Raw genomic sequence first — 25790 nt, 5'->3', positions numbered from 1 at the left:
TCTTTGACTAATATATGAACACATGTATAATTGTTTATTCAATATTTGGCCTCAGCTCGACTGGTGCTACAGCAGGCGTGCATCTCGTCCCCCGAATCAACATGGATCATGGAAGGACAAGACTATGGAACTTCGTCACTTGCGCTGCTTCATTGCGGTTGCTGAGGAACTCCATTTCGCCCGCGCTGCCGAGCGGCTGCACATCGAGCAGTCTCCACTGTCACGGGCCATCAAGGAACTGGAAGAAGAACTGGGCGTGATGCTGTTTGCCCGCACCACGCGCAGCACTCGGCTGACCCGTGCGGGCGAGCTGTTTCTGGAGCACGTGCGCCGCGTGCTCTCCGCCTTGGAGCAGGCACGCGATAGCGTGAAAGCGGCAGCAAACGGTTTTCATGGCCAGTTGCGCGTGGCATTGTCCGACGGCATCACGCCGTCGCGCCTTTCTGCGTTGCTCGTACTTTGCCGCCAGGAAGAACCCGAGGTCGAAATCCGGTTCTTCGAGGTGCCCCTATCGCAACAGATCAAGGGGCTGCATAGCGATCTGTATGACGTAGGGTTTGCTCAATCCGACGAAGTGGGCGACGGTATCGTCGCCACGCCCGCATGGAGCGATGCGCTGATGGTGGCCGTGCCAGCTCGGCATCCGCTTCTGGCCCACAAGCGCATCCCCTTGGATGAGTTGCTTCGCTATCCACTGGTTCTGTGCGATCCACAGGCATGTGAGGGCCATGCCAAGCAAGTTGAACGGGTGTTGCGCCGTGCGGATGTGGAGCCACTGATTGCAGAGAGGGTTTCGTCCACCGACCTGATGATGGCCCTAGTCTCGGCCGGTTTTGCGCTCGGCCTAGCAGGCAGTGCACACATTGCCGCCAGCCGTGAGCCGGGTGTAGTGGCCCGGCCGCTAGCTTCGCGCGTGTCGCCCCTCACGACCTATCTGTTGCGGCTGGACGGAGATCCGTCCGACGAGTTGGCGCGGTTTATTGAGCGCGCACAGGCCATCGAACAGCCGGAAACCCCCAGGCCCATACGAGGCCGTAATCCCGATCACCCGGAGGAACTGACGCCATGAAGAAGATCATCCCATTCTTGCTGGTTGCCGTGTTGACTGCCTGCGGCCAGTCCGATGGGCCACAGAAGTCCGCCGGTTCCGCAGCCAACATCCCGACAGTGGAAGAGCTGGCGGCCAACCCCGAACGGCTCAAGGAACTGCGCCAGCAGTGCAAGACCGACCGCCCCAAGCTGGGCGACGTGTTGTGCAACCGGGTGGCCGAGGCCACGCGCAAGCGGTTCTATGGCGACGGGGAAACGCCCTACACACCGCCGAAGGAGCCGCCTAAGTTTTGATCGTGGCCGCTTCGCCACGAATATTGGATTTCCTGACCGACACGCCGCAACGCGCCTGCGCTTGCGACGTTTTTCGTTGGCTCGCCACCGCGCTAATTCTTTCTTTTTGCTCGATCTTTCTGCTTAAAACGGTCTTTGACCGGCACTGACGCGGCACCGATCCTGACGCCTCCGGCACGTCCTTGTGCCGCTTTTTCCATGAGGAATCGGCGCAGGAGAAATCGGAGGCCAGGTCATGCAAGGGACGAACGTGCTGTTCGGTCAGATCGCCGTGGTATTCGGCATCGTGATCGCCGGAGTGTGGGGTGCCACACAATGGACAGCAGCAGCCCTTGGCTATCAAGTACGCCTTGGCTCGCCCTGGTTCGATCTTCTTGGCACGCCGATCTATCACCCGTGGAAGCTGTTTGAGTGGTGGTTTTCTTACGGCGCCTATACCCCGGAAATCTTCGACACCGGCGGAGCCATCGCTGGCAGCAGTGGCATGGTCGCCGTGGCCGTCGCCATTGCCATGTCGGTCTGGCGCTCGCGGCAGGCACGCCTTGTCACGACCTACGGATCGGCCCGCTGGGCGAACGCGCATGACATTCGCAAGGCGGGCCTCACGCAGCCAGAGGGCGTGTTCCTCGGCCAGCACGACCGCCAGTACCTGCGCCATGAGGGGCCAGAGCATGTCCTGACGTTCGCACCCACGCGCTCGGGCAAGGGCGTCGGCCTGGTGGTGCCGACGCTGCTTTCTTGGCCCGCGTCCGCCGTCATCCACGACATCAAGGGCGAGAACTGGCAGATCACCGCAGGCTGGCGCTCGCGCTTCTCGCATTGCCTGCTGTTCAACCCCACGGATGCGAAGTCGGCGGCCTACAACCCGCTGCTGGAGGTGCGGCGCGGCGCGCATGAAGTGCGCGACGTGCAGAACATCGCGGACATTCTGGTCGATCCCGAAGGCGCGCTGGAGAAGCGCAACCATTGGGAAAAGACCAGCCACGCGCTGCTGGTCGGCGCGATCCTGCATGTGCTCTACGCGGGCGAAGACAAGACGCTGCGCGGCGTCGCCAACTTCCTCAGCGACCCGGCCAGCCCGTTCGAGCTGACCTTGCATCGAATGATGACCACGCCCCACTTGGGCGAGGGGCCGCATCCGGTAGTCGCGTCGGCGGCGCGTGAAGTGCTCAACAAGTCGGACAACGAGCGTTCCGGCGTGTTAAGCACCGCCATGTCGTTCCTCGGCCTGTACCGCGATCCCACGGTGGCCGAAGTCACCTCGCGCTGTGACTGGCGCATCGCCGACCTGATCGCGGCCGAGCATCCGGTGTCGCTGTACCTGGTGGTGCCGCCTTCGGACATATCGCGCACCAAACCGCTCATCCGCCTGATCCTCAACCAGATCGGGCGACGCCTCACCGAATCGCTGGACGGCAGCGACGGCATCGAACGCCGCCACAAGCTGCTGCTGATGCTCGACGAGTTCCCGGCCCTGGGGCGGCTCGACTTCTTCGAGACAGCCTTGGCCTTCATGGCGGGCTACGGCATCCGCAGCTTCCTCATCGCGCAGTCACTCAACCAGATCGACAAGGCGTATGGACAGAACCATTCCATTCTCGACAACTGCCACGTCAGGGTGACGTTCGCCACCAACGACGAACGCACCGCCAAGCGCATTTCCGAGACGCTGGGCACTGCGACCGAGCTGCGCGCGCAACGCAACTACGCGGGCCACCGGCTCGCGCCGTGGCTGGGCCACCTCATGGTGTCGCGCCAGGAGACGGCCCGCCCGCTGCTGACGCCGGGCGAGGTGATGCAGCTTCCGCCGGACGATGCCGTAGTGATGGTGTCCAGCATGGCGCCGATCAAGGCCCGGAAGCTGCGCTACTACGCCGACGCCAATTTCAAGCAGCGCGTGCTGCCGCCGCCCGAGCTGGCGGACGGCCGGTACGCCGACGCGCCGCCACTGCGCCCCGACGACTGGAGTGGCCTGGCGATTCCTGCCGTGCCTGCCGCGCCTGCGGCCGATGCCGCCGAAGGCTTCCGGGCGTCGGCCGACGACGGCGGCCCGCGCCGTCAGCCCGAGCTAACTGAGGCCGTCGCCTACGACCCCGAGCTGGCCGCGCCCGCGGCCGACCTCGGCCTGCTCGATGACGACGACGACCTGCCGCTTCCCCTTCCTCGCCAGCTTGATCCGGCCATGCAGCGCACGGCCCGGCTGGCGTCCCTCGACCCCAACGACGGAATCGAGCTATGAGCCACTATCGCCTGAACCTCTTTATCCAGCCCGAGCACGCCCAGCGGCTCGATGAACTGGCCGCCAAGAAAGGCGTGTCCAAGTCCAGCATCGTCGCCGCTGCCTTGGCGTCCTGGCTGTCGCCGGACGCGGCCGACCAGCGCGAGGCGGCCATCGCCAAGCGCCTTGATCGCCTCTCGCGCCAGGCCGAGCGAATGGAGCGCGACCAGAGCATCGCCATCGAGACGCTGGCGCTGTTCATCCGCTACTACCTGACCGTCAGCACGCCGGTTCCCGAGGCGCACCAAGAGGCGGCCCGCGCCTTGGGCAAGGCGCGTTTCGAGCAGTTCACCGAGCAGCTTGGCCGCCACCTGATGCGTGGGCGCAGCCTGGTGCGCGACGTGGTGGAGGAATTGCATCCCGATTCGGTGCGGATGGAGGACGCGGCGGCAGCCGCCGATGCGCAGGAGCGTGCGTCATGAGCGCCGTTTCCCAATCCATGAGTGCCACGTCGCTCGACCGGCGCATCCAGATGCTGCGCACGGCAATGGGGCCGCTGATCGCCACCGCGCTCGAAGACCCCGACGTGGTGGAAATCATGCTCAACCCTGACCGCACCCTTTGGGTGGATCGCCTGTCGTCGGGCCGCGCGCCTATGGGCGTGGAGCTGCCCGAAGCCGATGGCGAGCGAATCATCCGCCTGGTCGCGGCCCACGTCGGCGCGGAGGTGCATCGCGGCCAGCCGCTGCTGTCCGCCGAACTGCCCGAAACCGGTGAACGCTTCGAGGGCATCCTGCCGCCAGCCGCGCCGGGGCCGGCCTTCGCGCTGCGCAAGCGCGCCATCGGCGTGATCCCGCTGGAGCGGTACGTCGTGGACGGAATGATGACCGCCGCCCAGGCGGGCTTTTTGGTGCGCGCCGTGCGCGAGCGCCAGAACGTCCTGATCGCGGGGGCCACCAGCAGCGGCAAGACGACCTTGGCGAACGCGCTGCTGGCCGAGATAGCTGCCACGGGCGACCGCGTGCTGGTGCTCGAAGACACGGTGGAGCTGCAATGCGCGGCCCGCGACCACGTTCCGCTGCGCACGCGCTCCGGCGTGGTGTCCATGACCGAGCTGGTGCGCTCGTCCATGCGCCTGCGACCTGATCGCGTCGTCGTCGGCGAGGTACGCGGTGCCGAGGCGCTGGATCTCATCAAGGTGTGGGGCACCGGCCACCCCGGCGGCGTCGCCACGATCCACGCCGGCTCCGCGCTGGGCGCGTTGCTGCGCCTGGAGCAACTGATTCTCGAAGTGGCGGTGAATCCGCCGCGTGCGCTGATCGCCGAGGCGGTCAACGTGGTGATCCAGATCGCCGGGCGCGGACGCAAGCGCCGCATCGAGAACATCGCCCGCATCGTCGGCTTCGACGGCGTGGGCTACCAACTGGTGGACGCGCTGGAAACGCCGTTTCCCGAGCTGCCGCCGATCCCTGATGCCGCACCCGCTGCGGCGACTTCCTCGTCCCCTGACCAACCTGGAGAACTGCTATGACGCAGATGACCATTCCTGCTTTCCGTGTTTCCGTAAATCCGGCTTTGCGCCTTGCACGGCTGCGCTGCCTGGCCCGCCCTGCGGGGCGAGGGCTGCTGCTGGCCGCGCTGTTGCTGTTCCTGGCCGGCACCGCGCAGGCCGCTGGTTCCTCGATGCCCTGGGAAGGCCCGTTGCAGTCGATCTTGGAGTCGATTCAGGGGCCGGTGGCGCGCATCGTCGCGGTCATCATCATCATTGCCACGGGCCTCGCGCTCGCCTTCGGCGACACGTCGGGCGGCTTTCGCAAGCTGATCCAGATCGTGTTCGGCCTGTCCATCGCGTTCGCGGCTTCGAGCTTCTTCCTGTCGTTCTTTTCGTTCTCGGGCGGGGCTGTCGTATGAGCGGCCCGGATAGCTTGGCGGCCGGGTTCGAGGTGCCTTTGCATCGCTCGCTCACCGAGCCGATCTTGCTGGGCGGCGCACCGCGCACCGTGGCGATTGCCAACGGCACGCTGGCCGCCGCCGTCGGGCTGGGCCTGCAACTGTGGATTCCTGGCGTGGTGCTCTGGATCGTCGGCCATTCGCTGGCGGTATGGGGTGCGCGCGTCGATCCGCAGTTCATGGCCGTGTTCGCCCGGCACATCAAGCACCGCCCGCTGCTGGACGTGTGAGGGGACGCCGCCATGCTGAACCTCGCCGAATACCGCCAGCGCCCGGCCTTGCTCGCCGATTGGCTGCCGTGGGCCGGGCTCGTCGCGCCGGGTGTCGTCTTGAACAAGGACGGCAGTTTCCAGCGCACGGCCCGGTTTCGCGGGCCTGACCTCGACAGTGCCACGCAAGGCGAGCTGATCGCCACGTCGGCCCGCTTGAACAATGCGCTGCGCCGGCTGGGATCGGGCTGGGCGCTGTTCATCGAGGCCGAACGCAGCGCCGCCGCGGACTACCCGCACTCAGAGTTTCCGGAGGCGCTGTCGTGGCTGGTGGACGAAGAACGCCGCTCGGCCTTCGAGGACACCGGCCATCACTTCGAGAGCGGCTATCACTTGACGCTGGTGTACCTGCCGCCTGAAGAATCGCGCGCTCGTGCCGCCAAGATGCTCTACGAGAACACGCCGACGAATGGCGTGGACTGGCGCGAGCGGCTGCAAGCCTTCGTCGCGGAAACGGATCGGGTCTTTGACCAGCTCGATGGCGTCATGCCGGAAATTGCCTGGCTCGATGACGCGCAGACCCTGACCTACCTGCACGCGACCATCTCGACGCGACGCTATCGCGTCGGTGTGCCCGAGGTGCCTTTCCACATCGACGCGCTGCTGGCCGACTCGCCGCTGGTTGGCGGCCTGGCCCCCATGCTGGGCGACCGGCACCTGCGCGTGGTGTCGGTGCGGGGCTTTCCGACCTCGACCTGGCCGGGGATTCTGGACGACCTCAACCGCCTCGGATTTGCGTATCGCTGGAGTACGCGCTTCCTCTGCATGGACAAATCCGAGGCGGAAAAAGACCTCGCCCGCCTGCGCCGCCAGTGGTTCGCCAAGCGCAAGAACGTCATCGCGCTGCTGCGCGAAACGATCTTCCAACAGGAGTCGCCGCTGGTGGACACGGATGCCTCGAACAAGGCGACCGATGCCGATGCCGCGTTGCAGGAGCTGGGCAGTGATCAAGTCGCCTTCGGCTACCTCACCGCCACGGTGACGGTGCTCGATGCCGACCCGGCCGCAGCCGACGAGAAGCTGCGCATGGTGGAGCGCGTCATCCAGGGCCGGGGCTTCGTGACCATCTCCGAAACGCTCAATGCCGTGGATGCGTGGCTGTCCTCGCTCCCCGGCAACGCCTATGCCAACGTGCGCCAGCCGATCGTCTCGACGCTGAACCTGGCGCACATGATGCCGGTGTCGGCCGTGTGGGCCGGCCCCGAGCGCAACGCGCATCTGGACGGCCCGCCTCTCATCGTGACGCGCACCGATGGCGCCACACCGTTTCGCTTGGTCACGCACGATGGCGACGTGGGCCACATGCTGGTGGCCGGCCCGACGGGCATGGGCAAGTCAGTGCTGCTCGCCACGCTGGCGATGCAGTTCCGCCGCTACCTCGGCTCGCGCATCTTCGCGTTCGATATGGGGCGTTCGATGCGCGCCACGATCCTCGGGCTTGGCGGCGAGCACTACGACTTGGGCACGGACGGCGAAATCGCCTTCCAGCCGCTCGCCCGCATTGACCGCGAAGGCTACCGCACCTGGGCCGCCGAATGGATCGAAGGCCGTTTGCTGCATGAAGGCGTAGCAGTCGGCCCGGACGAGAAAGCCGCCATCTGGTCGGCGCTGGGCAGCTTGGCCGGTGCGCCCGTCGAGCAGCGCACGATGACCGGCCTGTCGGTGCTGCTGCAATCGAACGCGCTGCGCCAGGCGCTCGCGCCCTATGTGCTGGGCGGCGCGCACGGCAAGCTGCTGGATGCCGACCACGACCGGCTGGGCATGGCGGACGTGCAGGGTTTCGAGATGGAGGAGCTGATGCACAGCAAGGCCGCCGTCATGGCCGTGCTGCATTACCTCTTTGCGCGCTTTGACGAACGCTTTGACGGTGCGCCCACGATGCTGATCCTCGATGAAGCGTGGCTGTTCCTGGATGACCCGGTGTTTGCCGCGCGCATCCGCCAGTGGCTCAAGACGCTGCGCAAGAAAAACGTGTCGGTGATCTTCGCCACGCAGTCGCTCGCGGACATTAAGGATTCGAGCATCGCGCCCGCAATCATCGAGAGCTGCGCAAGCCGCATCTTCCTGCCGAACCCGCAGGCGACCGAGCCGCAGATTCGCACGATCTACGAGGGCTTCGGGTTGAACTCGCGCCAGATCGAGATCGTCGCCACCGCGCAACCCAAGCGCGACTACTACTACCAATCCCGCCTCGGCAACCGCCTGTTCGACCTCGACCTGGGGGCGGCGACGCTGGCCTTCGCGGGCGCTTCCACGCCGCAAGACCAGCGCGACATAGACCGCGTGCTGCTGGACGCCGGCACGCCCGGCTTCGCGGGTGCCTGGCTGCGCCATCGCGGCCTCGATTGGGCGGCTGACCTGCTGCCCTCGTTCCCCGGCCTCGCGCCGGATTCCCTCGCTGACCAACCACAGGAGATCCTGCCATGAAGAAGCGCCTTGTCGCCGCTGCCATCGCGGCCATGCTTTGCACCGCCACTGCCCATGCGCAATGGGTCGTGATCGACCCCACCAACCTCGTGCAGAACACGATGACCGCGATCCGCACGCTGGAGCAGATCAACAACCAGATTCGCCAGCTCCAGAACGAAGCGCAAATGCTGATGAACCAGGCGCGCAACCTCGCCAGCCTTCCATCCAGCGTGGTCGGCCAGTTGCGCGCCAACCTGGCGACGACCGAGCGGCTGATCGCCCAGGCCCGAGGCTTGGCCTACGACGTGACGAATCTGGATCGGGAGTTTGCCCGCCTGTACCCGGAGCAGTACGCCGCCACCGTCAGCGGCGACCAGATGTACCGCGACGCCCAGGAGCGGTGGAAGAACACGCTGGGCGGCTTGCAGACCACCATGCAGATGCAGGCGCAGGTGTCGCAGAACCTGGGCGAAGACGAAAGCGTGCTGGCCGATCTGGTCGGCAAGAGCCAGTCGGCGCAAGGCGCGTTGCAGGCGATGCAGGCCATGAACCAGTTGCTCGCCTTGCAGGCCAAGCAGTCGATCCAGTCGCAGCGGCTCCAGATCACGCAAGACCGGGCCGCCTCGCTGGAACTGGCGCGGCAGGCGGCGGCCACCGAGCGCGCCCGCGAAGTGCGGCGGCGCTTCCTCGGGGAAGGCACGCCGTACACGCCGCAGTCCGTCAACTTCTACCGCGACTGACAGGAGGCCGCCATGCGATGCGTCCTCGTCCTTGGTGCCGTGCTGCTGGCCGCTTGCGGCGAGCAGCCGGCCGACAACCTCGCCGATGCCCTGGCCGCCGATCGCGTGCGGCTCAAGGCATTGCGCGCGCAATGCGCGGCCGACCGGCAGGCCACGGGCGAGGACGCTTGCCGCGCCGCCGCCGAAGCCTTCCGGCGGCGCTTCTTTTCCGGCGAGGCCGGGCCGGATGAATACCAGACGCTGGCCGACCTGCCGCCGATCCCGCCCAGCTTCGAGGAACCGGAGGGCACGCCATGAATGACGTGACCATCATCGACCAGTTCCTCAACACCTTCGCCACCTACATCGACTCGGGTTTCGGGCTGCTGCGCGGCGAAGTGGCGTTCCTCACGGCCACGCTGATCGTCATCGACATGACGATCGCCGGGCTGTATTGGGCCATGAGCCACGCCACCGGCCAAGGCGATGACGTGATCGCCAAGCTGCTGCGCAAGGTGCTCTACGTCGGTGCCTTCGCCTACATCCTCAACAACTTCAACTGGCTGGCCAGCATCGTGTTCCGCTCGTTCGCGGGGCTGGGCATCACCGCCACCGGCTCGGCCATCACGATGGAGAACTTCTTGCAGCCGGGCCGGCTCGCCAAGACCGGCATCGACGCCGGGGCGCCGATTCTGGAGCAGATCGGCGAGATGGCGGGCTTCCCCGAGGTGTTCGCCAATCTCGATCCCATCGTGGTGATGTTCCTCGCGTGGCTGGTCGTGGTGCTGTGCTTCTTCGTGCTGGCGATCCAGCTTTTCATCACGCTGATCGAGTTCAAGCTGACCACGCTCGCCGGGTTCGTGCTGGTGCCGTTCGCGCTGTGGAACAAGACCAGCTTTCTCGCCGAGAAGGTGCTGGGCAACGTCGTGGCCGCTGGCATCAAAGTGCTGGTGCTGGCTGTGATCGTCGGCATCGGCTCGGGCCTGTTCGCGCAGTTCCAAGTCCACCCCGCCGAGCCGAACATCGACCACGCGCTGGTCATCATGCTGGCCTCGCTCACCTTGCTCGCGCTCGGGATCTTCGGCCCCGGCATCGCCACGGGCCTTGTGTCCGGCGCGCCCCAGCTCGGCGCGGGCGCGATGGCCGGTGCCGCCGTCGGCGCGGCCGGAACGGCAGTGGCTGTCGGTGCTGCCGCGACGGGCGTGGGCGGCGCGGTGGCCGCTGGCGCGCGCATGGCCCCGGCTGCCGCCAAGCTGGCCGGCAGCGGCGCGCGTGCCGCCACGTCGGCGGCTGGCAGCGCGAAGTCGGCGTTCCAGGCGGGTTCCGCTGCCGCCGGCGGCGGTGCCAAAGGCGCGATGGCGGGCTTGGGCAACGTCGCCAAGACCGGCGCGCAGTCTGCCGGACGCGCTGCCGCATCCCGCGCTTCCGCTGCCGGGCAGCGCATGGCCGCACCGTTCCGCGCGGGCTGGAACGGCGACGCTGGCGCGTCAGCCGGCCAGGCCGCCACCAGCGAAGCGCCGGCAGGCGCTGCCGCTGCACAGGCGCCCGAGCAGCCCGCTTGGGCCAAGCGGCTGCATCGCCGCCAGCAGCTCACCCACGCCGCGACCACCGCTGCCCACGCGCTGCGCGGTGGCGACGGCGGCGGCTCCGGGCAAGGCCCGAGCCTGCGCGGCTCCGACGACTGACGCGATTCACAAGGAGAACTGACCATGCGATTCAAGAAACCGCAGGTGCGCTACGCCGACACGCCGCAGCCTGCCACGCCGTACCAAACCGCCGGCCAGGTGTGGGACGACCGTATCGGCTCGGCCCGCGTCCAGGCCAAGAACTGGCGATTCATGGCCTTCGGCTGCCTCACGCTCGCGCTGCTGATGGCCGGCGGACTGGTGTGGCGCTCGGCGCAATCCATCGTCACGCCCTACGTCGTGGAGGTGGACAACGCGGGCCAGGTGCGCGCCGTGGGCGAAGCCGCCACGCCGTACCGGCCCAACGATGCGCAGACGGCGCACCACATCGCGCGCTTCGTGACGCTGGTGCGCTCGCTGTCCATCGACCCCATCGTCGTCCGCCAGAACTGGCTGGACGCCTACGACTACACGACCGACAAAGGCGCGGCCGTGCTCAACGACTACGCGCGGGTCAACGACCCGTTCGCGCGCATCGGAAAGGAGTCGGTGACGGTGCAGATCACCAGCGTCGTGCGTGCCAGCGACACGTCTTTCAACGTGCGCTGGACGGAACGCCGCTACGTCAACGGCGCTGCTGCGGGCCTGGAACGGTGGACGGCCGTGGTGTCCATCGTGCTCCAGCCGCCGCGCACCGAAGAACGCCTGCGCAAGAACCCGCTGGGCATCTACGTCAACGGCCTTTCCTGGAGCCGCGAGCTGGATTCTTCCGAAGGAGCAAAACCATGAACCTGTCTTTCCGCTTTTACGCTTTGCCGTTGATGCTTGTTGCCCTGGCGGGCTGCGCCACGCAAGGCAAGCCGCCGCCGACCATCTCGCTCGATGAGCCGGTGCCGGTGCAGGCCCAGCCGATGCCGGAGCCGCCCGCGCCCGTGGAGGTTGTGGCCGTGCCCGAGGTGCTGCCGATGCCGGCGCAGTTGATGCCGGCACCCGAGGCCGAGGACGCCAAGCCCACGCCCGAGCCGGCCGACGAGAAGGTGCGCGTTTCACGCGCCAATGCCGAGGCGCGTGTCGCGCCCACGCGCGAGGGCTACGTCAACGCGATTCAGGTGTGGCCCTTCACCGATGGCGCGCTGTATCAGGTCTATGCGGCCGTGGGCCGGGTGACGATGGTTGCCTTGCAGCCGGGCGAGGAGCTGGTGACGGTGGCCGCCGGCGATACCGTGCGCTGGATCGTGGGCGACACGTCCAGCGGCAGCGGTGCCGACTTGCGCGTCAACGTGCTGGTCAAGCCGATCCGCTCGGGCCTCAAGACCAATCTGGTCATCATCACCAGCCGGAGGACGTACCTGCTGGAACTGACTTCCACGGAAAAGACGTGGATGGCGTCGGTGTCCTGGGAGTACCCGCGCGACCGGATGCTGGCCTTGCAGCGCCAGGCGCAAGCGGCCAGCGCCGCCGCGCCGGTGGATAGCGGCCTGTCGCTGGAGAACCTGCGCTTTCGCTACGCGATCGGCGGCAGCAATCCGTCGTGGAAGCCGCTGCGCGCTTTCGACGACGGGCAGAAGGTCTATATCCAGTTCCCCGCCGGCATCGCGCAAGGCGAACTGCCGCCGCTGTTCGTGATCGGGCCGGAAGGCGACGGGCAACTGGTGAACTACCGCTTCCGTTCGCCGTACTACATCGTGGATCGCCTGTTTGGCGCGGCAGAGTTGCGCCTGGGCGGTGACAAGGGCGACGTGGTGCGGATCGAGCGCACGGATGGCGTGGCACGGAGGAACTGACCATGAGCCAGGACGATACCCCCGACCTCGCCACGCGGCAGGCAGGCAAGGTCGCGCCCGAGGCGGTGGCGCTTCGCGCCCAGCCGCGTGCCGTGACCCGGTTGAACCGGCGCACGCTGGCCGTCCTCGTCGGCGGCCTGTCGGTCGCCGTGCTCGGGGCCACGATCTGGTCATTGCAACCGCACCGGCGCGGCGCGGGCGAGCAGACCGAGCTTTACAACGTCGATCGCGTCTCGAAGTCCGAAGGGCTGGACGGCCTGCCGTCCGACTACTCGAAGCTGCCGCCGAAGGTGCCCGAGCTGGGGCCGCCACTGCCGGGCGATCTTGGCCCGGCCATCGTGAACTCGCAGCAGTCCGCCGTGGCCGCTTACGCGGCCCCCGGCCACGATCCCAACGACGCCTTGCGCAAGGAGGCGGAAGCCGCAGCGGCTTCGTCGGTGTTTTTCCGCTCGGGCGGCCAGGGCCAGGCCGCCGCCACGGCCACGGTGGCGCCGCCGGGTGTGCCTGGTGCTGCCAACACGCTCGCGGCCTTCGACCCGCTCGCGGCTGGGCCGGCCTCGGCGGCGCCCCAGCCTGCCGATCCGACAGCTGTGCAAAACCGGCAAGACCAGAAAGAGGCGTTCCTGAAAGGCGGCTCTATGGAAACCCGCAATTCCGGAAACCTGAAAATGCCGGCCTCGCCGTATCAGGTCATGGCCGGAACGGTGATTGCGGGCGCGCTGGTGACGGGCATCAAGTCGGACTTGCCAGGCGACGTGATCGCCACGGTGACGGAGCCGGTCTATGACTCGGCCACGGGCAAGTTCCTGTTGATCCCGCAGGGGTCGCGCATCCTGGGTAAATACAACAGCCAGGTCAGCTACGGGCAGAGCCGCGTGCAGGTGGTGTGGAACCGGGTCATCCTGCCCGATACGTCCTCGCTGACGCTCGACAACCTTGTCGGCACCGATCCAGCCGGCTACGCCGGCCTGGAAGACGACGTGGACTGGCATTGGAATCGCATCGTCGCGGGCGCCGTGCTGACGACGCTGCTGGGCGTAGGCGCCGAGTTGGCCGCGCCAGAGAACCGCCAGGACGGCAACCGCATCGTCATCGCGGGGCGCGACAGCGCCCAGGACAGCATCAATCAGGTGGGTCAGGAGATCACCCGGCGCAACATGGACATCCAGCCGACGCTGACCATTAGGCCGGGCCTGCCGGTTCGCGTCATCGTGAACCGGGATCTGGTGCTGCGGCCGTGCCAGCCGCTGTTCTTCAACCGGGGAGCTTCCCAATGAACACGAAGAAACTGCGGCTAGGGCCGCTGCCCAAGACCGAGAGCGTCAAGCTGACCTTTGCCTGCCCGGCCAGCTTGAAAGCCGACCTCGACCGCTACGCCGCGCTGCACGCGCAGGCGTATGGCGAGGCCGTCGATGCCGAGAAGTTGATCCCGCACATGCTGGAGGCGTTCATGGCGGGGGATCGGGGATTCAGGAAGGGCACCACGACGCGGAGCGTGCCGTCCAAGCCGACGTGATGGCCCTCGAAGCCTGCCCAGCAACATCCATCGAACGCGCAGCCCAAGGCTGCGCGTTCTTCATTCTGGATGCCGCCAAGAGCCGCCTGGGCTATGATGACAAGACAAGCCCGCCGTCCCTCGGCAATCCAGCACGACACAGTGCGATGTGGCTTTCTCTCCCAACGCTCCTATGTGGCTCCTAGCCCACGAAGCCACACCGCGCCAAAGTGGCCGAGAAAAGAGCTAACCTACTGTCCCATATACGGTTTCAAGTCCTGCGTGATTTGCACAAAGGACTTGACACCAGAACTTTTTTGTTTCTCAGAAACGTTGGAAAAACGCAGGCACCTTGATAGCCCAGGCGCCTGGACCGGTCATCGCAAGTCCCGCATAAAGCACAGTGAACAGCCAGGCGAACTGGGCCTGTTCCAAGGACCATTCCGGATGGACCACCACCAGGGCAACCCCGAGCACTGCGAGCACCGGCAGGCAAGCCAGTCGGGCGAACACCCCCAGGATCAGCAACACCGGACAAATAACTTCAGCGAAAACCGCCATTGCCAGCGTCAAGTTCGCCCCCAGGCCAAATGGATCTTCGATCCGCTGAAGCTCCGTACTCCAGTTGAGCAGCTTAGGAAGGCCGTGGATCTGGAGCAGCAGCACAGCGGCCGACACCCTTAAAAACAGCAAGCCCAATGACAGTGAAATATCAGCCAGGGTCTTTGGCCTGCCTTGAACCTCAGAAGTAGTCATGTCACGAATCCTTGTTTGCAGAGGGTAAAAAACCGTTACTTGGTGATCGGACGCCGCATCGCCTGCTTCAACGCCGAGAGCGCGGCTCTGAACGCCACAAGCGTCAACACGGCGATACCGATGAATCCCAGTCCGAGTACCAGGTAATCCTGCAGGGTGTCGAAGGCGTGCAGGATCGGTCCGCCGAAGCCGGCCCCGAGCACGAGCGCACTACTGGACCAGAGCAGCGAGCCCAGAAGGCTGTAGGCCACGAAGTGCGCTTTGGGCATGGCCATTTGTCCGGCCAGCAGCGTGGAGACCGCTCCCGCTCCGGGGATGAATTTGGCGAACACCAGCACCACCGGCCCATACCGCAGATAGGCCTTGCGGCCCTGCACAAAGGCCGTGCCCGTCCTCGGAGAGACTCGGCAAATCCAGCGTGTCAGGGCCTCACCGAAGCGGGCGCCCATGAGGTACCAAACGCTGTCAGCAAAGAGGCAAACCACCAGCGCCAGCAAGACCACGAGGCCGGGATCAGGTGATCCATGCTTGCTGGCGAATGCGCCCGCAAGAACAAGCGAAGGGTAGGACGGAATTGGCAGGCCGATCTGATCGCCGAACACGTTCAGGCCGAGCAGTACCAGCGGGTGATCGACTGCGAAGTTCTCGACCGGACTCATGGCGGCACCTCCTGTGGGCTCGATCGCTAATCAGCCTGAGCACTGACTCGGCTCAGGCTGGCGGTTCACGTCCGGCGGTCAGGACACCTTACGTTGAGGGGCCTTGTGCACCATGGTGTAGGCGTAATCGACGCCCATGCCGTAGGCACCGCTGTGTTCCAGGACCAGGTCCATCACGGCCTGGTAGGTGTCCTTGTGAGCCCAGTCGCGCTGGTACTCGAGCAGGACCTGCTGCCAGGTCACCGGGATTGCGCCGGCCTGGATCATGCGCTGCACCGACATGTCATGGGCTTCCTGGGTGGTACCGCCCGAGGCGTCGGTGACGATGTACACCTCGTAGCCGGCTTCCATCGCTTCCAGCGCCGGGAAGGTCAGGCAGACCTCGGTCCACAGGGCCGCCATGATCAGTTTCTTGCGACCGGTGGCGTTCACCGCTTCCACCAACCTGGCGTCTTCCCAGCTGTTCATCGAGGTGCGCTCGATCGGCTGGGCGCCCGGGTTGACGGCCAACAGCTCCGGCCAGATGTAGCCGCTGAAACTCTCGGTTTCGACCGAGGTGTAAATGGTCGGTACGTCGAAGATTTTCGCCGCCTTGGCCAGGCCAACGGTGTTGTTCTTCAGGGTCTGGCGGTCGATCGACTGGACGCCGAAAGCCATCTGCGGCTGGTGGTCGATCAGGATCAGGGCGGAGTTGGTCGGGTTCAGCAGTTCACGTTTGGACATGGTCTTGATCTCTTCAGAAGGGTTGAAAGCGTTGGGTTTCAAAGGTGTCCCGCGCTTGGCCGTTGGCGTTGTCTGCGGTATGGGGGCCATTCTGAAGCTGATGATTGATCGAGACAATTAGGCTGAAAGTGGAAAGATTGTCCCTATTTTGGTGACAGTGGAAAGTGCCGCTTCAAACCGTCAGCGACAGGGTCGTCCAGCAAAAAAAGAAGGGGCCGCAATGGCCCCTTCTGGTGTTCGACTGTATCGCGGACTGCCGCAGTTCAATGACTGCCAGGCCGCTGATGCTTGTGTGCTTCAGCCAACAGATGACGGATTTTCACCGGTACACCTTCGGTCTGGAATTTGCGCACCCGCGCTTCGATTTTCAACTCGCCACGGGTAACCCGATGGTGATGACGCAGGTGTTCCAGCCAGGACTCTTCGAAGAAAAACTCCTGCCACAACGTCGGCTCCGAGCTGTCCTGCATCAAGCCCCAGGACAAGGCACCGTTGCGCTTGCGCATGGCTTCCAGGTCGCGAGCAGCCTGGGTGAACGCCTCTGCTCGAGCAGGGTCGACGTGATACTCGACGGTGACCATCACAGGGCCGCGCTCCTGATCCAGCTCATCGCTGATCATCGGTGTTGGCCAGTGCAGCGAAGGGGCAAGCTCTTCGGCTTCGGTTTCAGGCAGCGTCACCTTGCAGGTCACCAGCGTCGCCAGGGCAAGACCGCCCGCCGCCAACAACAGGCTCAGGGTGATCGAGGCATGGCTGGCGACGGTACCCCACAGCAGGCCACCACCCGCCATGGAGCCGAAGAAGACCAGGATGTACACCGACAGCGCCCGAGCGCGGACCCACGCCGGCACGGAGGTCTGGGCGGCCACCTGCATATTGGAGAGCACCGCGATCCAGGCGGCGCCGCTGATCAGCATCGCCGGCATCAGCACATGGAAATTGCGAACCGAGGCCAGCACCAGCAGGAACACGGCGTAAACCAGGCTGGCGATCATCACCAGACGATCGCGACTGACCCGCTCACGCAGTTTCGGCAACAGCGTTGCGCCACCGACGGCGCCGATACCGATTGCGGCGAGCAGCAACCCGAAGTCGGCTGCGGTCCCCTGCATCTCGCCCTTCACGATCAGTGGCAGCAATGAGGTACCCGCGCTGGCAAACAGAAAGAAGGCCAGTGCACGAACCAGTACAGCCTGGAGCGGCTTGGAACTCCGGGCGAAGCGCAACCCGGTGCGCATGGCACCGATGAAGCGCTCGGCAGGGAGCAGTGGTTCCTTCACCTCTCGCTTCCACATGAACAGCACCACGATCACACCGGCAAACGAAACCGCGTTGAGTGCGAATGTCAGCCACGGGCCGACCAGGCTCACCACGACACCGGCCAAGGCAGGGCCGATTGCACGGGAGACGTTGATCCCGACGCTCGAGATGGCAACCGCATTCGACAGGTCCTGCTTGCCAACAAGCTCAGGCGTAAGGGCACTCCAGGCCGGCATCATCAGGGCTGTACCGATGCCCAACGCCAGGGTCAGCACCAGCAGCAGAGGGACGTTCATCAATCCCAGCAGTGTGAGGCCTGCCAACGTCACCGCAACGGCGGACATCCACAGTTGCACGAGCAGCAGGTAGCGCCGCTTGTCCACGATGTCAGCCGCGGCACCGGCCGGTAGCGCCAGGAAAAACATGGGAAGCGAACCCGCTACCTGAATCAGGGCAACGTGCAGGGGATTGGCGGAAAGCGTGGTCATCAACCAGCCGGCGCCGACCTCGTGCATCCAGGTGCCGATGTTGGAAGCGATAGTGGCGATCCACAACATGCGGAAGGTGGTGTTGCGCAAGGGGCTCCAGGCGCCGGATGTTGGTGTGCTCATATGATTGCGGCCTTGAGGTTCAGGTCGATAGCCTTGCCCCTCTTCGAAGAGGGGCAGGACAGTGGGCGAGTTGCAGCCATCAAGGCATGCGCGGCAGTTCGTTAGGTCGCAGGTCGAACACCAGCACCTCGGCATCACGGCCGTTGGAGAGCTCGATCACCTGCTCCTTTCTCATCCGCACACCGTCGCCTTCACGCAGCAGTTGGCCGTTCAGCTCGATGCTTCCACGCGCTACGTGTACGTAGGCATGGCGGTTGCCTGGCAGCGTCAGGGTCGCTTGCTCTTCGCCGTCGAAAAGGCCTGCATAAACCCGTGCGTCCTGACGAACCTTCAGCGAGCCCTGCTTGCCATCGGGAGAAATGATCAGCCGCAGCTTGCCGCGCTTTTCATCGTTGCTGAAATGCTGTTGCTGATAACGGGGAGTGGCGCCACGGACATTGGGCACGATCCAGATCTGCAGGAAGTGGACCGGCTGCGCCTTGCTGTGGTTGAACTCACTGTGAGCCACCCCGCTACCTGCGCTCATCAACTGCACATCGCCTGGCTTGATGACCGAACCGGTGCCCAGGGTGTCCTTGTGCTCGAGGGCGCCTTCGAGGACATAGGAGAAAATCTCCATGTCACGATGAGGATGCTGGCCGAAGCCTTTGCCGGCGATCACCCGGTCATCGTTGATGACCAGAAGGTCGGAAAAACCGCGTTCTTGAGGGTCGTAGTAATCGGCGAACGAAAAGGTATGAGCGGACTTCAACCAGCCATGATTGGCGCGGCCACGTTCTTCAGCGTTACGGACAGTGATCATGATTCTTCTCCTTGAGGTGTTGCTGCCTCGATGTGATGAATCAACTTTACTGTCAATTTTGAAAGGCAAAAATATGCCTTAAACTGACTTACTGTATCCCCAAAAGTGACAATCAGGATGGCGCAGATTCTGATTTTGCTCAGGCCTTGTAGTAACGACCAAGGAAGTCCTCAAGCAGCGCATTCACTTCCTCTGGTCGCTCGTTTTGAATCCAGTGACCACAGTTCTCCAACACATGCTGTTCCAACCTGGGAACCACTTGGTTCATTCGCTTGAGCGTGTGGCTTTCCAGCTTGCCAACCGGATCTTGATCGCCCAGCAGGAAAAGTGTCGGCGGGACGATTGACTGGCCGGCCAGTGCTTCCGTGCGCTGCCAAGTGCGAGTGAAGTTCCGATACCAGTTCAGCGGGCCGCGAAAACCTCGGGACAGCGTGTTCTGGTAGACACTGAGCTCTTCTTTTGTGCACCAGTCGGGCAAGCCGTGCGGCTCTGGCATTCCGTCGAACAGGCGGGCGTCGGCCGGTTTGTCCTGCAGGAACATTTCCCCTTTCCCGCCGAGCAATAGCTGAAGACTGCGGGAGATGTCTGCGTCCAGCTCCGATTCGGCAACACCGACTTCCTGGAAATAGACGATGTAGTTGAAGCGGTCCGCATACGCCTCGCGCATGATCTCGATAGCGGAGCGCTTGGGGCGCCCTCCGAAAGGCACCGACATGGTCACCAGCGCCTTGATCCGTTGCGGCTCCAGCAGTGCCAGGTACCAGGCCAGCCCCGCTCCCCAGTCATGACTGATCACCCCGACCTCGGTGTGACCAAAAGCATCCATGGCCGCCTGGATATCACCGCACAAGGTAATCAGGTCATAGGCTTCAGGTTCGCTCGGGGCGCTGCTCTGGCCGTAACCGCGCATCTCAGGTACGAGCACACGGTAGCCACAGCGCGCCAACGGCTCAATCTGGTGTCGCCATGAATACCAGCATTCGGGAAATCCATGCAGCAGCCAGAGCGGGCGGCCGTCAGCAGGACCAGCGCTGTAGATGCTGAGGGTGATGTCGTTGACCGCGAGCAGTTGGTGTTCGACAGCCAACGCTGCGTCCTTGCCGGTGTGTGTCATGGTGACCTCGTAGTCCTGGAGAGCTGTCACAACGATCAGTAAGAGAGTTATGTACCTTATAAACAAGAAAGCCGCTGCCCTGACATCCTGTCATCGCAGCGGCTTGTGACAACCTAGATCGATGATCTCCGACAATAAAGTCTGTCATCTCAGGACCCTGTATTCCGAGGGCTCTGGGGTCCTCGGACAATTCGGTAAAGTTGTCACAGCCAGCAAAATTCCACTCTTGCAGCGAGGCAACAAACAATAAAGACTGTTTTATACGATTATCCTATTGATAAATATAGGAATTTTGCCTATCGAAGCGACCAGCTTTGGGGGTGAATTTAGACGCTCACCAGCGTAAAGATGGTCGCCTTCAGCACTCACATCAGCCAACTGTGAGCACGGACTCCGGACTCCTCGCACCACTGTCCCCAGATCTCCATGCATTCCCAATCCGAGCTGCGGAGGTGAACATCTGCCGTCTTCAATTGGTAACAGTCAAATCGTGCGGCCTCCCAGGCGCGCGACGACACCCGGTAGATCTTGACCGCTGAGCCTGGAAGCCCCACGCCTTCCAAGGCATGAATAAGGTACTGAAGGTTCAGCCTGCCACCGCCGTTAGAACTGAACGAGCACAACAGATTGCCTACGTGAATTTGTCGATAGTCTCCAGCCTCGCGCTCAAAGGTAATGTAGCTATACAAATCTCCCCGCTCGGATGGATTGCAGATCACTACAGGCGAAAACCCCTGTGCCAAATACTGGGCACAGGTGGGTGTGTCCACGCTAAATGACCTGAAAACTGACGCGGTGCCGCCGTCGAGAAAATCAGGGTTAAGGAAGAACCTCGCTTCCAGCTCGCGCGTGAGCTGTAAAGGAAACTCCTGCGCGCCGGCCTCAAAGGCTTCCAGCTGCGATACCTCAGACAAACCAACCACCTCACACATCTGGCGCATACTCAGCCCCAGCAGATCCTGCCGCAAAATACGGATGCGGCGGCCAACATCCACAGCGTAACTTTGCGATTCCGGCGCCGCTGGTGCGGAGGGCTTACCGGTGAGCATTCGATCAATCAGTGCTTTAACTATCGCCTGAATTGCGGCCGTTCCTGCAGTTTCCAGCATGGGTGTCATCCTCCGATGGGGCATTGGCTTTGAATATCTATACCCTTGAACGCGCCCGGGCCACTCCAAACCTGTGAATCAAAGCACTGTACCGAAGACCCAGCTTTCGCGAAAAGCCCGCTAGACAGGTTAACTGTATGCACATACAGTACCCCAAGAGTGACGCTCGCTTTCTCCTTCGGTCAGGGAAACGAACAAGGCGTTTGCAGAGCGAGGAGTGATTTTCGTAATCTCACTTTGACACTACTGAAATGGAAGTCGACCCGTGATTACGCTAAAAACCGCCATCATCCATAGCTTCAAAAAATTGGCTTATACCGAGTTCGTATCCGACGTGGTCAAGAAAGACGTCGTATTGAGCACGGAAAACCCAGCTCTTAAGCTCTTGGTCGACGGTATCAATGGCCTCATTGGCAAAGAGGGCAACAGCGTGGTCTACGGGCAGTTCGCTAACGATGGGCGTCAAGGGCCGTTCCCAGAACGATTCGGTGCGTTCATCGACGCCCGTGATGATGAGCACCAGTTTGTAGCGCTCACTCATTTGGCCATGGACCAATTGGTCGAACAAGCAGGCACACGTACGCTGGCAACTGGAGGCCATGTGCTCTGCGCCCAATACACATCGGGGAATGATGATTTCTTTCTCGTGGCGAGCATCAAAGAGCGAGGAGGCATTCAGCTCGACGAGAACTATGTTCCGAAAGAAATCCAAGAAGTCGATTTGAAAACTGTCCAACAGGCGGCGAGGATCAACCTGGGCAGCTTCCTAAATGTGACAGAGTTGGCGGCACAAGCTGCAGCTGTGGATCAAGCCGCTAATAATGGAGAAGCAGAAGAGGTTGACTCAACCTACCTGTGCTTCATCAGCCGAGGAAGGGATAGCCAAGCATCGGACTATTTCATCTCCGCACTGGGTTGTGCCAAGGGCGTTGCATCCGGCAGAGCTACCAAAAACGCTATCGACTATGTCGGTCGCTTCTTCCGTGACAAGAAAGAGCTGAAGCCATACGCCTACAAGGCGAAGGAAGCCGTAGTTAAGTACCTTCAAGACCGCCTTGCTGACGGCAAGTCCGCCAGACTCGACGCAATCTGCCATGCGGCTGCTCAGCAGGTACCTGCCGAGCTCGTTGATGAGATCGCGGGACTGAAGGATTACCTGAACGATGAGAAGCATCGTGTCCCTGAAGACTTCACTGTCAATCCCAGGTCTCTTAAAGAAAAAACCCGCATCAAGGGTGATGCATCCAGTTGGTCGGTCCAGTTTGAACGGGGGGCGCTTGGGAAAGAGCCAGCAGCTGACGTTTATTACGATGAGGCAAGAAAGAAGCTAATTCTGTCGAACATCAGCCAAGAGCTGATTGATGTCATCGACAAAGAGTTGAAGGCTAGGGTTGGATGATAAATGTTTGCGAATGTCGTGGCTCTATACCGTGCGATGGGTGCGCCAGCTATAAAAGATGGCGTAGCTTACTTTGAGGGGGCCCCGACGCCCGCAATCACAGCGGCGCTCCATGCCTGTAGGGATTTACAGGCAGAGTATGGAAAAATTCAACACCTAGAGGAGAACGATGGCGTAACTGAAATTGAGTTTCGAGTCCCCTCGAATGAGCTTGGAAGATTCTACTCGGACATACGAGAGCTATCGCGCACTAGCTCACTTGGAAAAGGATTGTTCCCAAAGAACATTTATGTCTGCGAATTAAGCTGGGCAGACTTTGATGCGGTAGAACCGGAAAAAATTAAAGAGCTGAAACGAATTTGCCGTCTGATAGAGCTGCTTTCAATGCTGGCAATTGGAGTAGATCGGGACAGTAGCCCAGATTCATACAACCTGTTTTTTGCTCTCCCACCGGATGGTGCAAAGCCTCCTAAGACCTTTTTGCTCCCTACACAAGTGAATGAAAATTTGCTCGGTCACGAGCTTCGCCACATGAGCTTGCTCGAGGAAATTCTAAATAGGAAAAATGAGAATAGAGCGCATCTTTCTGAAAGAAAATTGATGATTCGAATGGCCATAGCTAGTGTCATCGAAAAACACGAAACAGATCCGTATCTTTTTCTAGTACTGGTCAGAGAGTGGAGTGAGGTTCTATCTAATTACCGAGCCAACCTACAAACCTATGTATATAGCTTCTCTTTCGAGAAAGTGCGCCGAGAGCTTGCCCAAGCAGAGATTGACTACGGTACTAAGCTAAGTGGAGTGCTTGGAGATATCGCAGGGAAAATGTTGGCGTTACCAATCTCATTTGCTGGCTTGATTGCCTTGAACAAAAGTGACTCACCATTTGAGGCAGGTGTCGTCACAATGGGATTGATAGTGGTCTCGATAGTACTTCTCGCGATTTTGCACAATCAGAATCTACAGACCAATCGCTTGCTACACAGCTTCAATGTTGTATTTGATGACTTCAAAGACAAAATAAAAACATACCCACCAAAGTTACAGAAGCTCCTTAGAATAACTATCACCCAAGTGGAGAAACAGGGATGTTCACTGAGAAGAACTTTCTGGCTCCTGAAAACCCTGTCCTTGCTACCGGCCGTTAGCGCGACTTTGGTCTTGCTAAATAAATATTGGGATTCTACTGGAGCAATCGTCCTAGCGTCACTAATAAAAATAATTTCAGAATCAAATATAGATCCTATGCTTATAATACCATAATAGATATAATCACTCTAACCAAGCACTTCGAAATCAGCGCAAAGCAATTCTCACAACTATTTATCAACCATATAGGATTTAACCAAAAACTCCAACCCCAAGATATAAACACCATCTCTCACGAATGGGGCATCCAACTGCTCAGAAGACCTTAATTCCACTTCAATATAATTTTTGCGAGAGGAGCCCCAACAACACTTATACCGAAATAACTTGCAAGAACTCTGGGTTTAGCTCTGTAACAAAAACCGGCACACACCCGTTCAATATGATGTCATCGATTACTGACTTGGCAGGGTGGACATAGTTCTGAATATATTTTGTGCCAACAGCTATAGGGCAAATTAACCTACGTCCCTTTAGTATAGATGCATCGAAGCACGGCGCTGCACCGTGATGAGGGATTTGCAGTGTACCAACCTGACCCCAAACCTCTTTAAACACATGTGGAATGTCAACCTGGTTAAAATCAACATCTCCAGTGTAAATGCAACCCGGCAGCTTGAACAAATCTTCAAACTCGTAATCGAAGAAGAAATCAAGACTTACAAGATCACTCTTGTTCGGACGGTACGCCCCCCAAACAGGAAACATCTGAGTAACCAGTCCGGCGTGAGAGTTCAGATAAGGTAGCCTATGTAATTCAATACCACCTTGCATATTAATCCTCAGCCTTAATCTTGACTCGCATTTCTCCGGGCCTGAGTACACAATCATAGAGTTAAGATTTATGCCACCAGGAAGCCTGCTATATAAATCCTTAATTTGCTTACGATTAACTATAGCCTTATCCAGAGTATATCTAGGTTCGGTTTTTATCAGGTGAGTGCTGATACCGGCCATTGTAAGCTCAGCCTCAAGCACTGCCAAATTATTAGCAGACTCATAATTGTACGGAATAAACACCCAATCATGATCGAGTGGAGCTGCACCAATCGGGAGACTGATCTTTAAACCGCTAGGTATACTTTCGATTGGAGAAAGAGAGTCGAGTGGTACTGCTTCCTCATTTAGAGGGCCATCACCCTCTCCTTCCCGTGGACCACTTGGGGCCACATTGAAAATCTTGGTAGCGCTGCCAAAGAATTTTTTAGGTGAGTTAATCAAATTAAGCACGTTGAAGCCTGATGCTCTGAACAGGTTAGTCAGACGGATTTTTTCATCCTTTCTTAGCAACGGCATAAATACATTTTTTATTTTGCCCACATGCGCAGCTAAAACCTTCAGCTTACAAACATGGTCATAATCAAAGTGAGATATAAACAATACATCAACTTCAATCCCATCCAGCAGGTCAGTTCTAACCACATCGTCTGCACTACCTCGATTATTTGCAACTCCACAGTCATAGACGATTATGAATTCTTTTCCGGAACTGAACTTATGGTGCTCAGAAAAAAAACCACCCTGACCTATAGGATGAAAGTGCCGCTCTATACTTAACATACAGTGTCTTCCCTAACAACATCAAAAGATAAATTACACATATAATCTTAAATCAGGTTGGCTTTACCTCAACCCAAAATTTCAAGATATGGTTTTCTGGATCTCCATACCTAACGAGATATCCGGGATACCTATAAAGTTTCTCCTCCCTAGCATTGGGAACGACGCTCAAACGCCTCTGTGAATCGCCTTGTGTTTCGTAGACACTTCCCCGCCTCATAGTGAGGCCAACCTAGAAGAGTTGTGGTTGCTGTCGTTGATTTTACATTAAAAGGTCATTCGCAGCTCTGCAACTGGATGCTTTGTCTCCATCCTCGCAGATTCATAGCGCACAGACAGAGCTGCAATATGATCAGAGCCCAGGCTTCTGCCTGCCATCCCCAAACACTCCAAAGCACGTTGCTGACAACAAAACAGCAGAAGCCGACCTTCCTCCTTCCTGGGCGACGTGAGCCTATGCACCACGCTGCCAGCACCGTCATCACCATGGCTGGCCATTCAAGAAACCCAATCCAATAAGTCATGCCCTACTTAATCGCTGTTTCGGTTTTAACAAGAAGCGCCTGCCGGCCCGGTGCGGGCCAGCAGGCCATGCTGTGTCAGGCAGCTCGTTGCTCACCCTTGAGCAGCTTCTTCTGCGCCTCCATGACTCGGCCCAGTTCCTCAAGAGCTTTTTTGCCCAACAACTTCTTGGCGGTAGGGAAGAGCCAATGTCATCAACTTTGGAAATTATCCATAAATATCATATAATTAGCGCTCAAATCAGTGCATGGGAGAAGCCCTTTTGACTACCTATACCGCATCGCTTGACACCGCCAGCCAAACCCTGGCTTGA

At 60.9% G+C, this 25790-nt stretch carries 27 protein-coding genes and 1 pseudogene; 17 read left to right on the top strand and 11 right to left on the bottom strand.

The features are described 5' to 3' along the window. Positions 1 to 124: 124 nt before the first annotated feature. On the top strand, positions 125 to 1069 hold the full coding sequence (locus tag PSEMO_RS25795; RefSeq protein WP_008786747.1) for a LysR family transcriptional regulator: 945 nt from the start codon (positions 125 to 127) through the stop codon (positions 1067 to 1069). Continuing rightward, positions 1066 to 1344, top strand: coding sequence for an EexN family lipoprotein (locus PSEMO_RS25790; RefSeq protein ID WP_008786748.1), 279 nt, complete (start codon positions 1066 to 1068; stop codon positions 1342 to 1344). Before PSEMO_RS25795 ends, PSEMO_RS25790 begins: the two co-directional genes overlap by 4 nt. Here the strand turns inward: PSEMO_RS25790 and PSEMO_RS33180 are convergent. After that, positions 1334 to 1585 (bottom strand): hypothetical protein, encoded by a 252-nt coding sequence (locus PSEMO_RS33180; RefSeq protein ID WP_124014400.1) that lies wholly within the window; start codon positions 1583 to 1585, stop codon positions 1334 to 1336. The genes PSEMO_RS25790 and PSEMO_RS33180 overlap by 11 nt on opposite strands. On the opposite strand from PSEMO_RS33180, the gene PSEMO_RS25785 reads away from it, so the two are divergent. The 13 genes from PSEMO_RS25785 to PSEMO_RS25725 are packed head-to-tail and all read left to right on the top strand — an operon-like array spanning position 1580 to position 13834. Further along, the gene (locus PSEMO_RS25785) at positions 1580 to 3583 is read left to right on the top strand and encodes a conjugal transfer protein TraG (protein WP_019396555.1); all 2004 of its coding nucleotides are present in this window, start codon (positions 1580 to 1582) and stop codon (positions 3581 to 3583) included. The two genes, PSEMO_RS33180 and PSEMO_RS25785, sit on opposite strands and share 6 nt — an antisense overlap. Continuing rightward, entirely contained in the window at positions 3580 to 4044 is a 465-nt protein-coding gene (locus PSEMO_RS25780) for a CopG family transcriptional regulator (RefSeq protein WP_008786751.1), read from the top strand. The genes PSEMO_RS25785 and PSEMO_RS25780 overlap by 4 nt, the downstream gene beginning before the upstream one ends. Further along, positions 4041 to 5093, top strand: coding sequence for a P-type conjugative transfer ATPase TrbB (trbB, locus tag PSEMO_RS25775; protein WP_019396556.1), 1053 nt, complete (start codon positions 4041 to 4043; stop codon positions 5091 to 5093). The genes PSEMO_RS25780 and trbB overlap by 4 nt, the downstream gene beginning before the upstream one ends. Beyond that, positions 5090 to 5473 carry a TrbC/VirB2 family protein gene (locus PSEMO_RS25770; RefSeq protein WP_008786753.1) on the top strand — a complete coding sequence of 128 codons (384 nt, stop codon included), beginning with the start codon at positions 5090 to 5092 and terminating at the stop codon, positions 5471 to 5473. The genes trbB and PSEMO_RS25770 overlap by 4 nt, the downstream gene beginning before the upstream one ends. Further along, the gene (locus PSEMO_RS25765) at positions 5470 to 5742 is read left to right on the top strand and encodes a VirB3 family type IV secretion system protein (protein WP_075805768.1); all 273 of its coding nucleotides are present in this window, start codon (positions 5470 to 5472) and stop codon (positions 5740 to 5742) included. Before PSEMO_RS25770 ends, PSEMO_RS25765 begins: the two co-directional genes overlap by 4 nt. Before the next feature lie 12 nt (positions 5743 to 5754). Next, entirely contained in the window at positions 5755 to 8208 is a 2454-nt protein-coding gene (gene trbE, locus PSEMO_RS25760) for a conjugal transfer protein TrbE (RefSeq protein WP_008786755.1), read from the top strand. Next, positions 8205 to 8930, top strand: coding sequence for a P-type conjugative transfer protein TrbJ (gene trbJ / locus PSEMO_RS25755; protein ID WP_008786756.1), 726 nt, complete (start codon positions 8205 to 8207; stop codon positions 8928 to 8930). The genes trbE and trbJ overlap by 4 nt, the downstream gene beginning before the upstream one ends. Positions 8931 to 8942: 12 nt before the next feature. Further along, complete coding sequence (locus tag PSEMO_RS25750) at positions 8943 to 9227, top strand: hypothetical protein (RefSeq protein WP_008786757.1); 285 nt, start codon at positions 8943 to 8945, stop codon at positions 9225 to 9227. Next, positions 9224 to 10594, top strand: coding sequence for a P-type conjugative transfer protein TrbL (gene trbL, locus PSEMO_RS25745; RefSeq protein WP_021221531.1), 1371 nt, complete (start codon positions 9224 to 9226; stop codon positions 10592 to 10594). Before PSEMO_RS25750 ends, trbL begins: the two co-directional genes overlap by 4 nt. 24 nt (positions 10595 to 10618) lie before the next feature. Then, positions 10619 to 11323: a conjugal transfer protein TrbF gene (gene trbF / locus PSEMO_RS25740; RefSeq protein WP_008786883.1), complete on the top strand. Its 705-nt coding sequence runs from the start codon at positions 10619 to 10621 to the stop codon at positions 11321 to 11323. After that, complete coding sequence (gene trbG, locus PSEMO_RS25735; protein ID WP_008786882.1) at positions 11320 to 12318, top strand: P-type conjugative transfer protein TrbG; 999 nt, start codon at positions 11320 to 11322, stop codon at positions 12316 to 12318. The genes trbF and trbG overlap by 4 nt, the downstream gene beginning before the upstream one ends. A gap of 2 nt (positions 12319 to 12320) precedes the next feature. Beyond that, positions 12321 to 13595 carry a TrbI/VirB10 family protein gene (locus PSEMO_RS25730; protein ID WP_008786881.1) on the top strand — a complete coding sequence of 425 codons (1275 nt, stop codon included), beginning with the start codon at positions 12321 to 12323 and terminating at the stop codon, positions 13593 to 13595. Further along, a complete protein-coding gene (locus PSEMO_RS25725; RefSeq protein ID WP_008786880.1) occupies positions 13592 to 13834 on the top strand; it encodes a DUF2274 domain-containing protein in 243 nt (80 codons plus the stop codon). Before PSEMO_RS25730 ends, PSEMO_RS25725 begins: the two co-directional genes overlap by 4 nt. A 303-nt stretch (positions 13835 to 14137) precedes the next feature. Here PSEMO_RS25725 and PSEMO_RS25720 read toward each other — a convergent pair whose 3' ends face one another. The 7 genes from PSEMO_RS25720 to PSEMO_RS25690 all read right to left on the bottom strand — a co-directional run bounded on the left by PSEMO_RS25720 (position 14138) and on the right by PSEMO_RS25690 (position 20847). Beyond that, positions 14138 to 14569 carry a DoxX family protein gene (locus PSEMO_RS25720; RefSeq protein WP_075805767.1) on the bottom strand — a complete coding sequence of 144 codons (432 nt, stop codon included), beginning with the start codon at positions 14567 to 14569 and terminating at the stop codon, positions 14138 to 14140. A 35-nt stretch (positions 14570 to 14604) separates the two neighbouring features. Further along, positions 14605 to 15228: a DedA family protein gene (locus PSEMO_RS25715; protein ID WP_075805766.1), complete on the bottom strand. Its 624-nt coding sequence runs from the start codon at positions 15226 to 15228 to the stop codon at positions 14605 to 14607. Between the two features lie 78 nt (positions 15229 to 15306). Continuing rightward, a complete protein-coding gene (locus PSEMO_RS25710; protein ID WP_075805765.1) occupies positions 15307 to 15951 on the bottom strand; it encodes a hydrolase in 645 nt (214 codons plus the stop codon). Between the two features lie 263 nt (positions 15952 to 16214). Further along, entirely contained in the window at positions 16215 to 17822 is a 1608-nt protein-coding gene (locus PSEMO_RS25705) for an MFS transporter (protein WP_075805764.1), read from the bottom strand. 79 nt (positions 17823 to 17901) lie between these two features. After that, positions 17902 to 18624 carry a pirin family protein gene (locus PSEMO_RS25700; protein WP_075805763.1) on the bottom strand — a complete coding sequence of 241 codons (723 nt, stop codon included), beginning with the start codon at positions 18622 to 18624 and terminating at the stop codon, positions 17902 to 17904. Positions 18625 to 18763: 139 nt separating this feature from the next. Further along, on the bottom strand, positions 18764 to 19738 hold the full coding sequence (locus PSEMO_RS25695) for an alpha/beta hydrolase (RefSeq protein WP_178392061.1): 975 nt from the start codon (positions 19736 to 19738) through the stop codon (positions 18764 to 18766). 365 nt (positions 19739 to 20103) lie between these two features. Then, the gene (locus PSEMO_RS25690) at positions 20104 to 20847 is read right to left on the bottom strand and encodes a hypothetical protein (protein WP_075805762.1); all 744 of its coding nucleotides are present in this window, start codon (positions 20845 to 20847) and stop codon (positions 20104 to 20106) included. 265 nt (positions 20848 to 21112) lie between these two features. On the opposite strand from PSEMO_RS25690, the gene PSEMO_RS25685 reads away from it, so the two are divergent. Together PSEMO_RS25685 and PSEMO_RS25680 are read left to right on the top strand one after the other, a co-directional pair. Continuing rightward, positions 21113 to 22246: a nucleoid-associated protein gene (locus PSEMO_RS25685; RefSeq protein WP_075805761.1), complete on the top strand. Its 1134-nt coding sequence runs from the start codon at positions 21113 to 21115 to the stop codon at positions 22244 to 22246. Positions 22247 to 22249: 3 nt separating this feature from the next. After that, positions 22250 to 23509, top strand: a complete 1260-nt coding sequence (locus tag PSEMO_RS25680) for a hypothetical protein (protein ID WP_075805760.1) — start codon at positions 22250 to 22252, stop codon at positions 23507 to 23509. Positions 23510 to 23707: 198 nt separating this feature from the next. On the opposite strand, the gene PSEMO_RS33175 is transcribed toward PSEMO_RS25680, so the two are convergent. The 3 genes and pseudogenes from PSEMO_RS33175 to PSEMO_RS25670 form a co-directional block, all read right to left on the bottom strand. Continuing rightward, the gene (locus tag PSEMO_RS33175) at positions 23708 to 24955 is read right to left on the bottom strand and encodes a hypothetical protein (RefSeq protein ID WP_144443621.1); all 1248 of its coding nucleotides are present in this window, start codon (positions 24953 to 24955) and stop codon (positions 23708 to 23710) included. Between the two features lie 275 nt (positions 24956 to 25230). After that, positions 25231 to 25479, bottom strand: a complete 249-nt coding sequence (locus tag PSEMO_RS33925) for a hypothetical protein (protein ID WP_075805759.1) — start codon at positions 25477 to 25479, stop codon at positions 25231 to 25233. Positions 25480 to 25554: 75 nt separating this feature from the next. Beyond that, positions 25555 to 25662, bottom strand: a pseudogene (locus PSEMO_RS25670) (hemerythrin domain-containing protein); the annotation flags it as partial. Positions 25663 to 25790: the final 128 nt, after the last annotated feature.

Origin of the sequence: Pseudomonas putida (assembly GCF_001941965.1) — a bacterium.
Lineage (GTDB): Bacteria > Pseudomonadota > Gammaproteobacteria > Pseudomonadales > Pseudomonadaceae > Aquipseudomonas > Aquipseudomonas putida_L.
The sequence above is the reverse complement of the archived record's forward strand: the minus strand, read 5'-3'. Positions and strand labels throughout refer to the sequence as shown.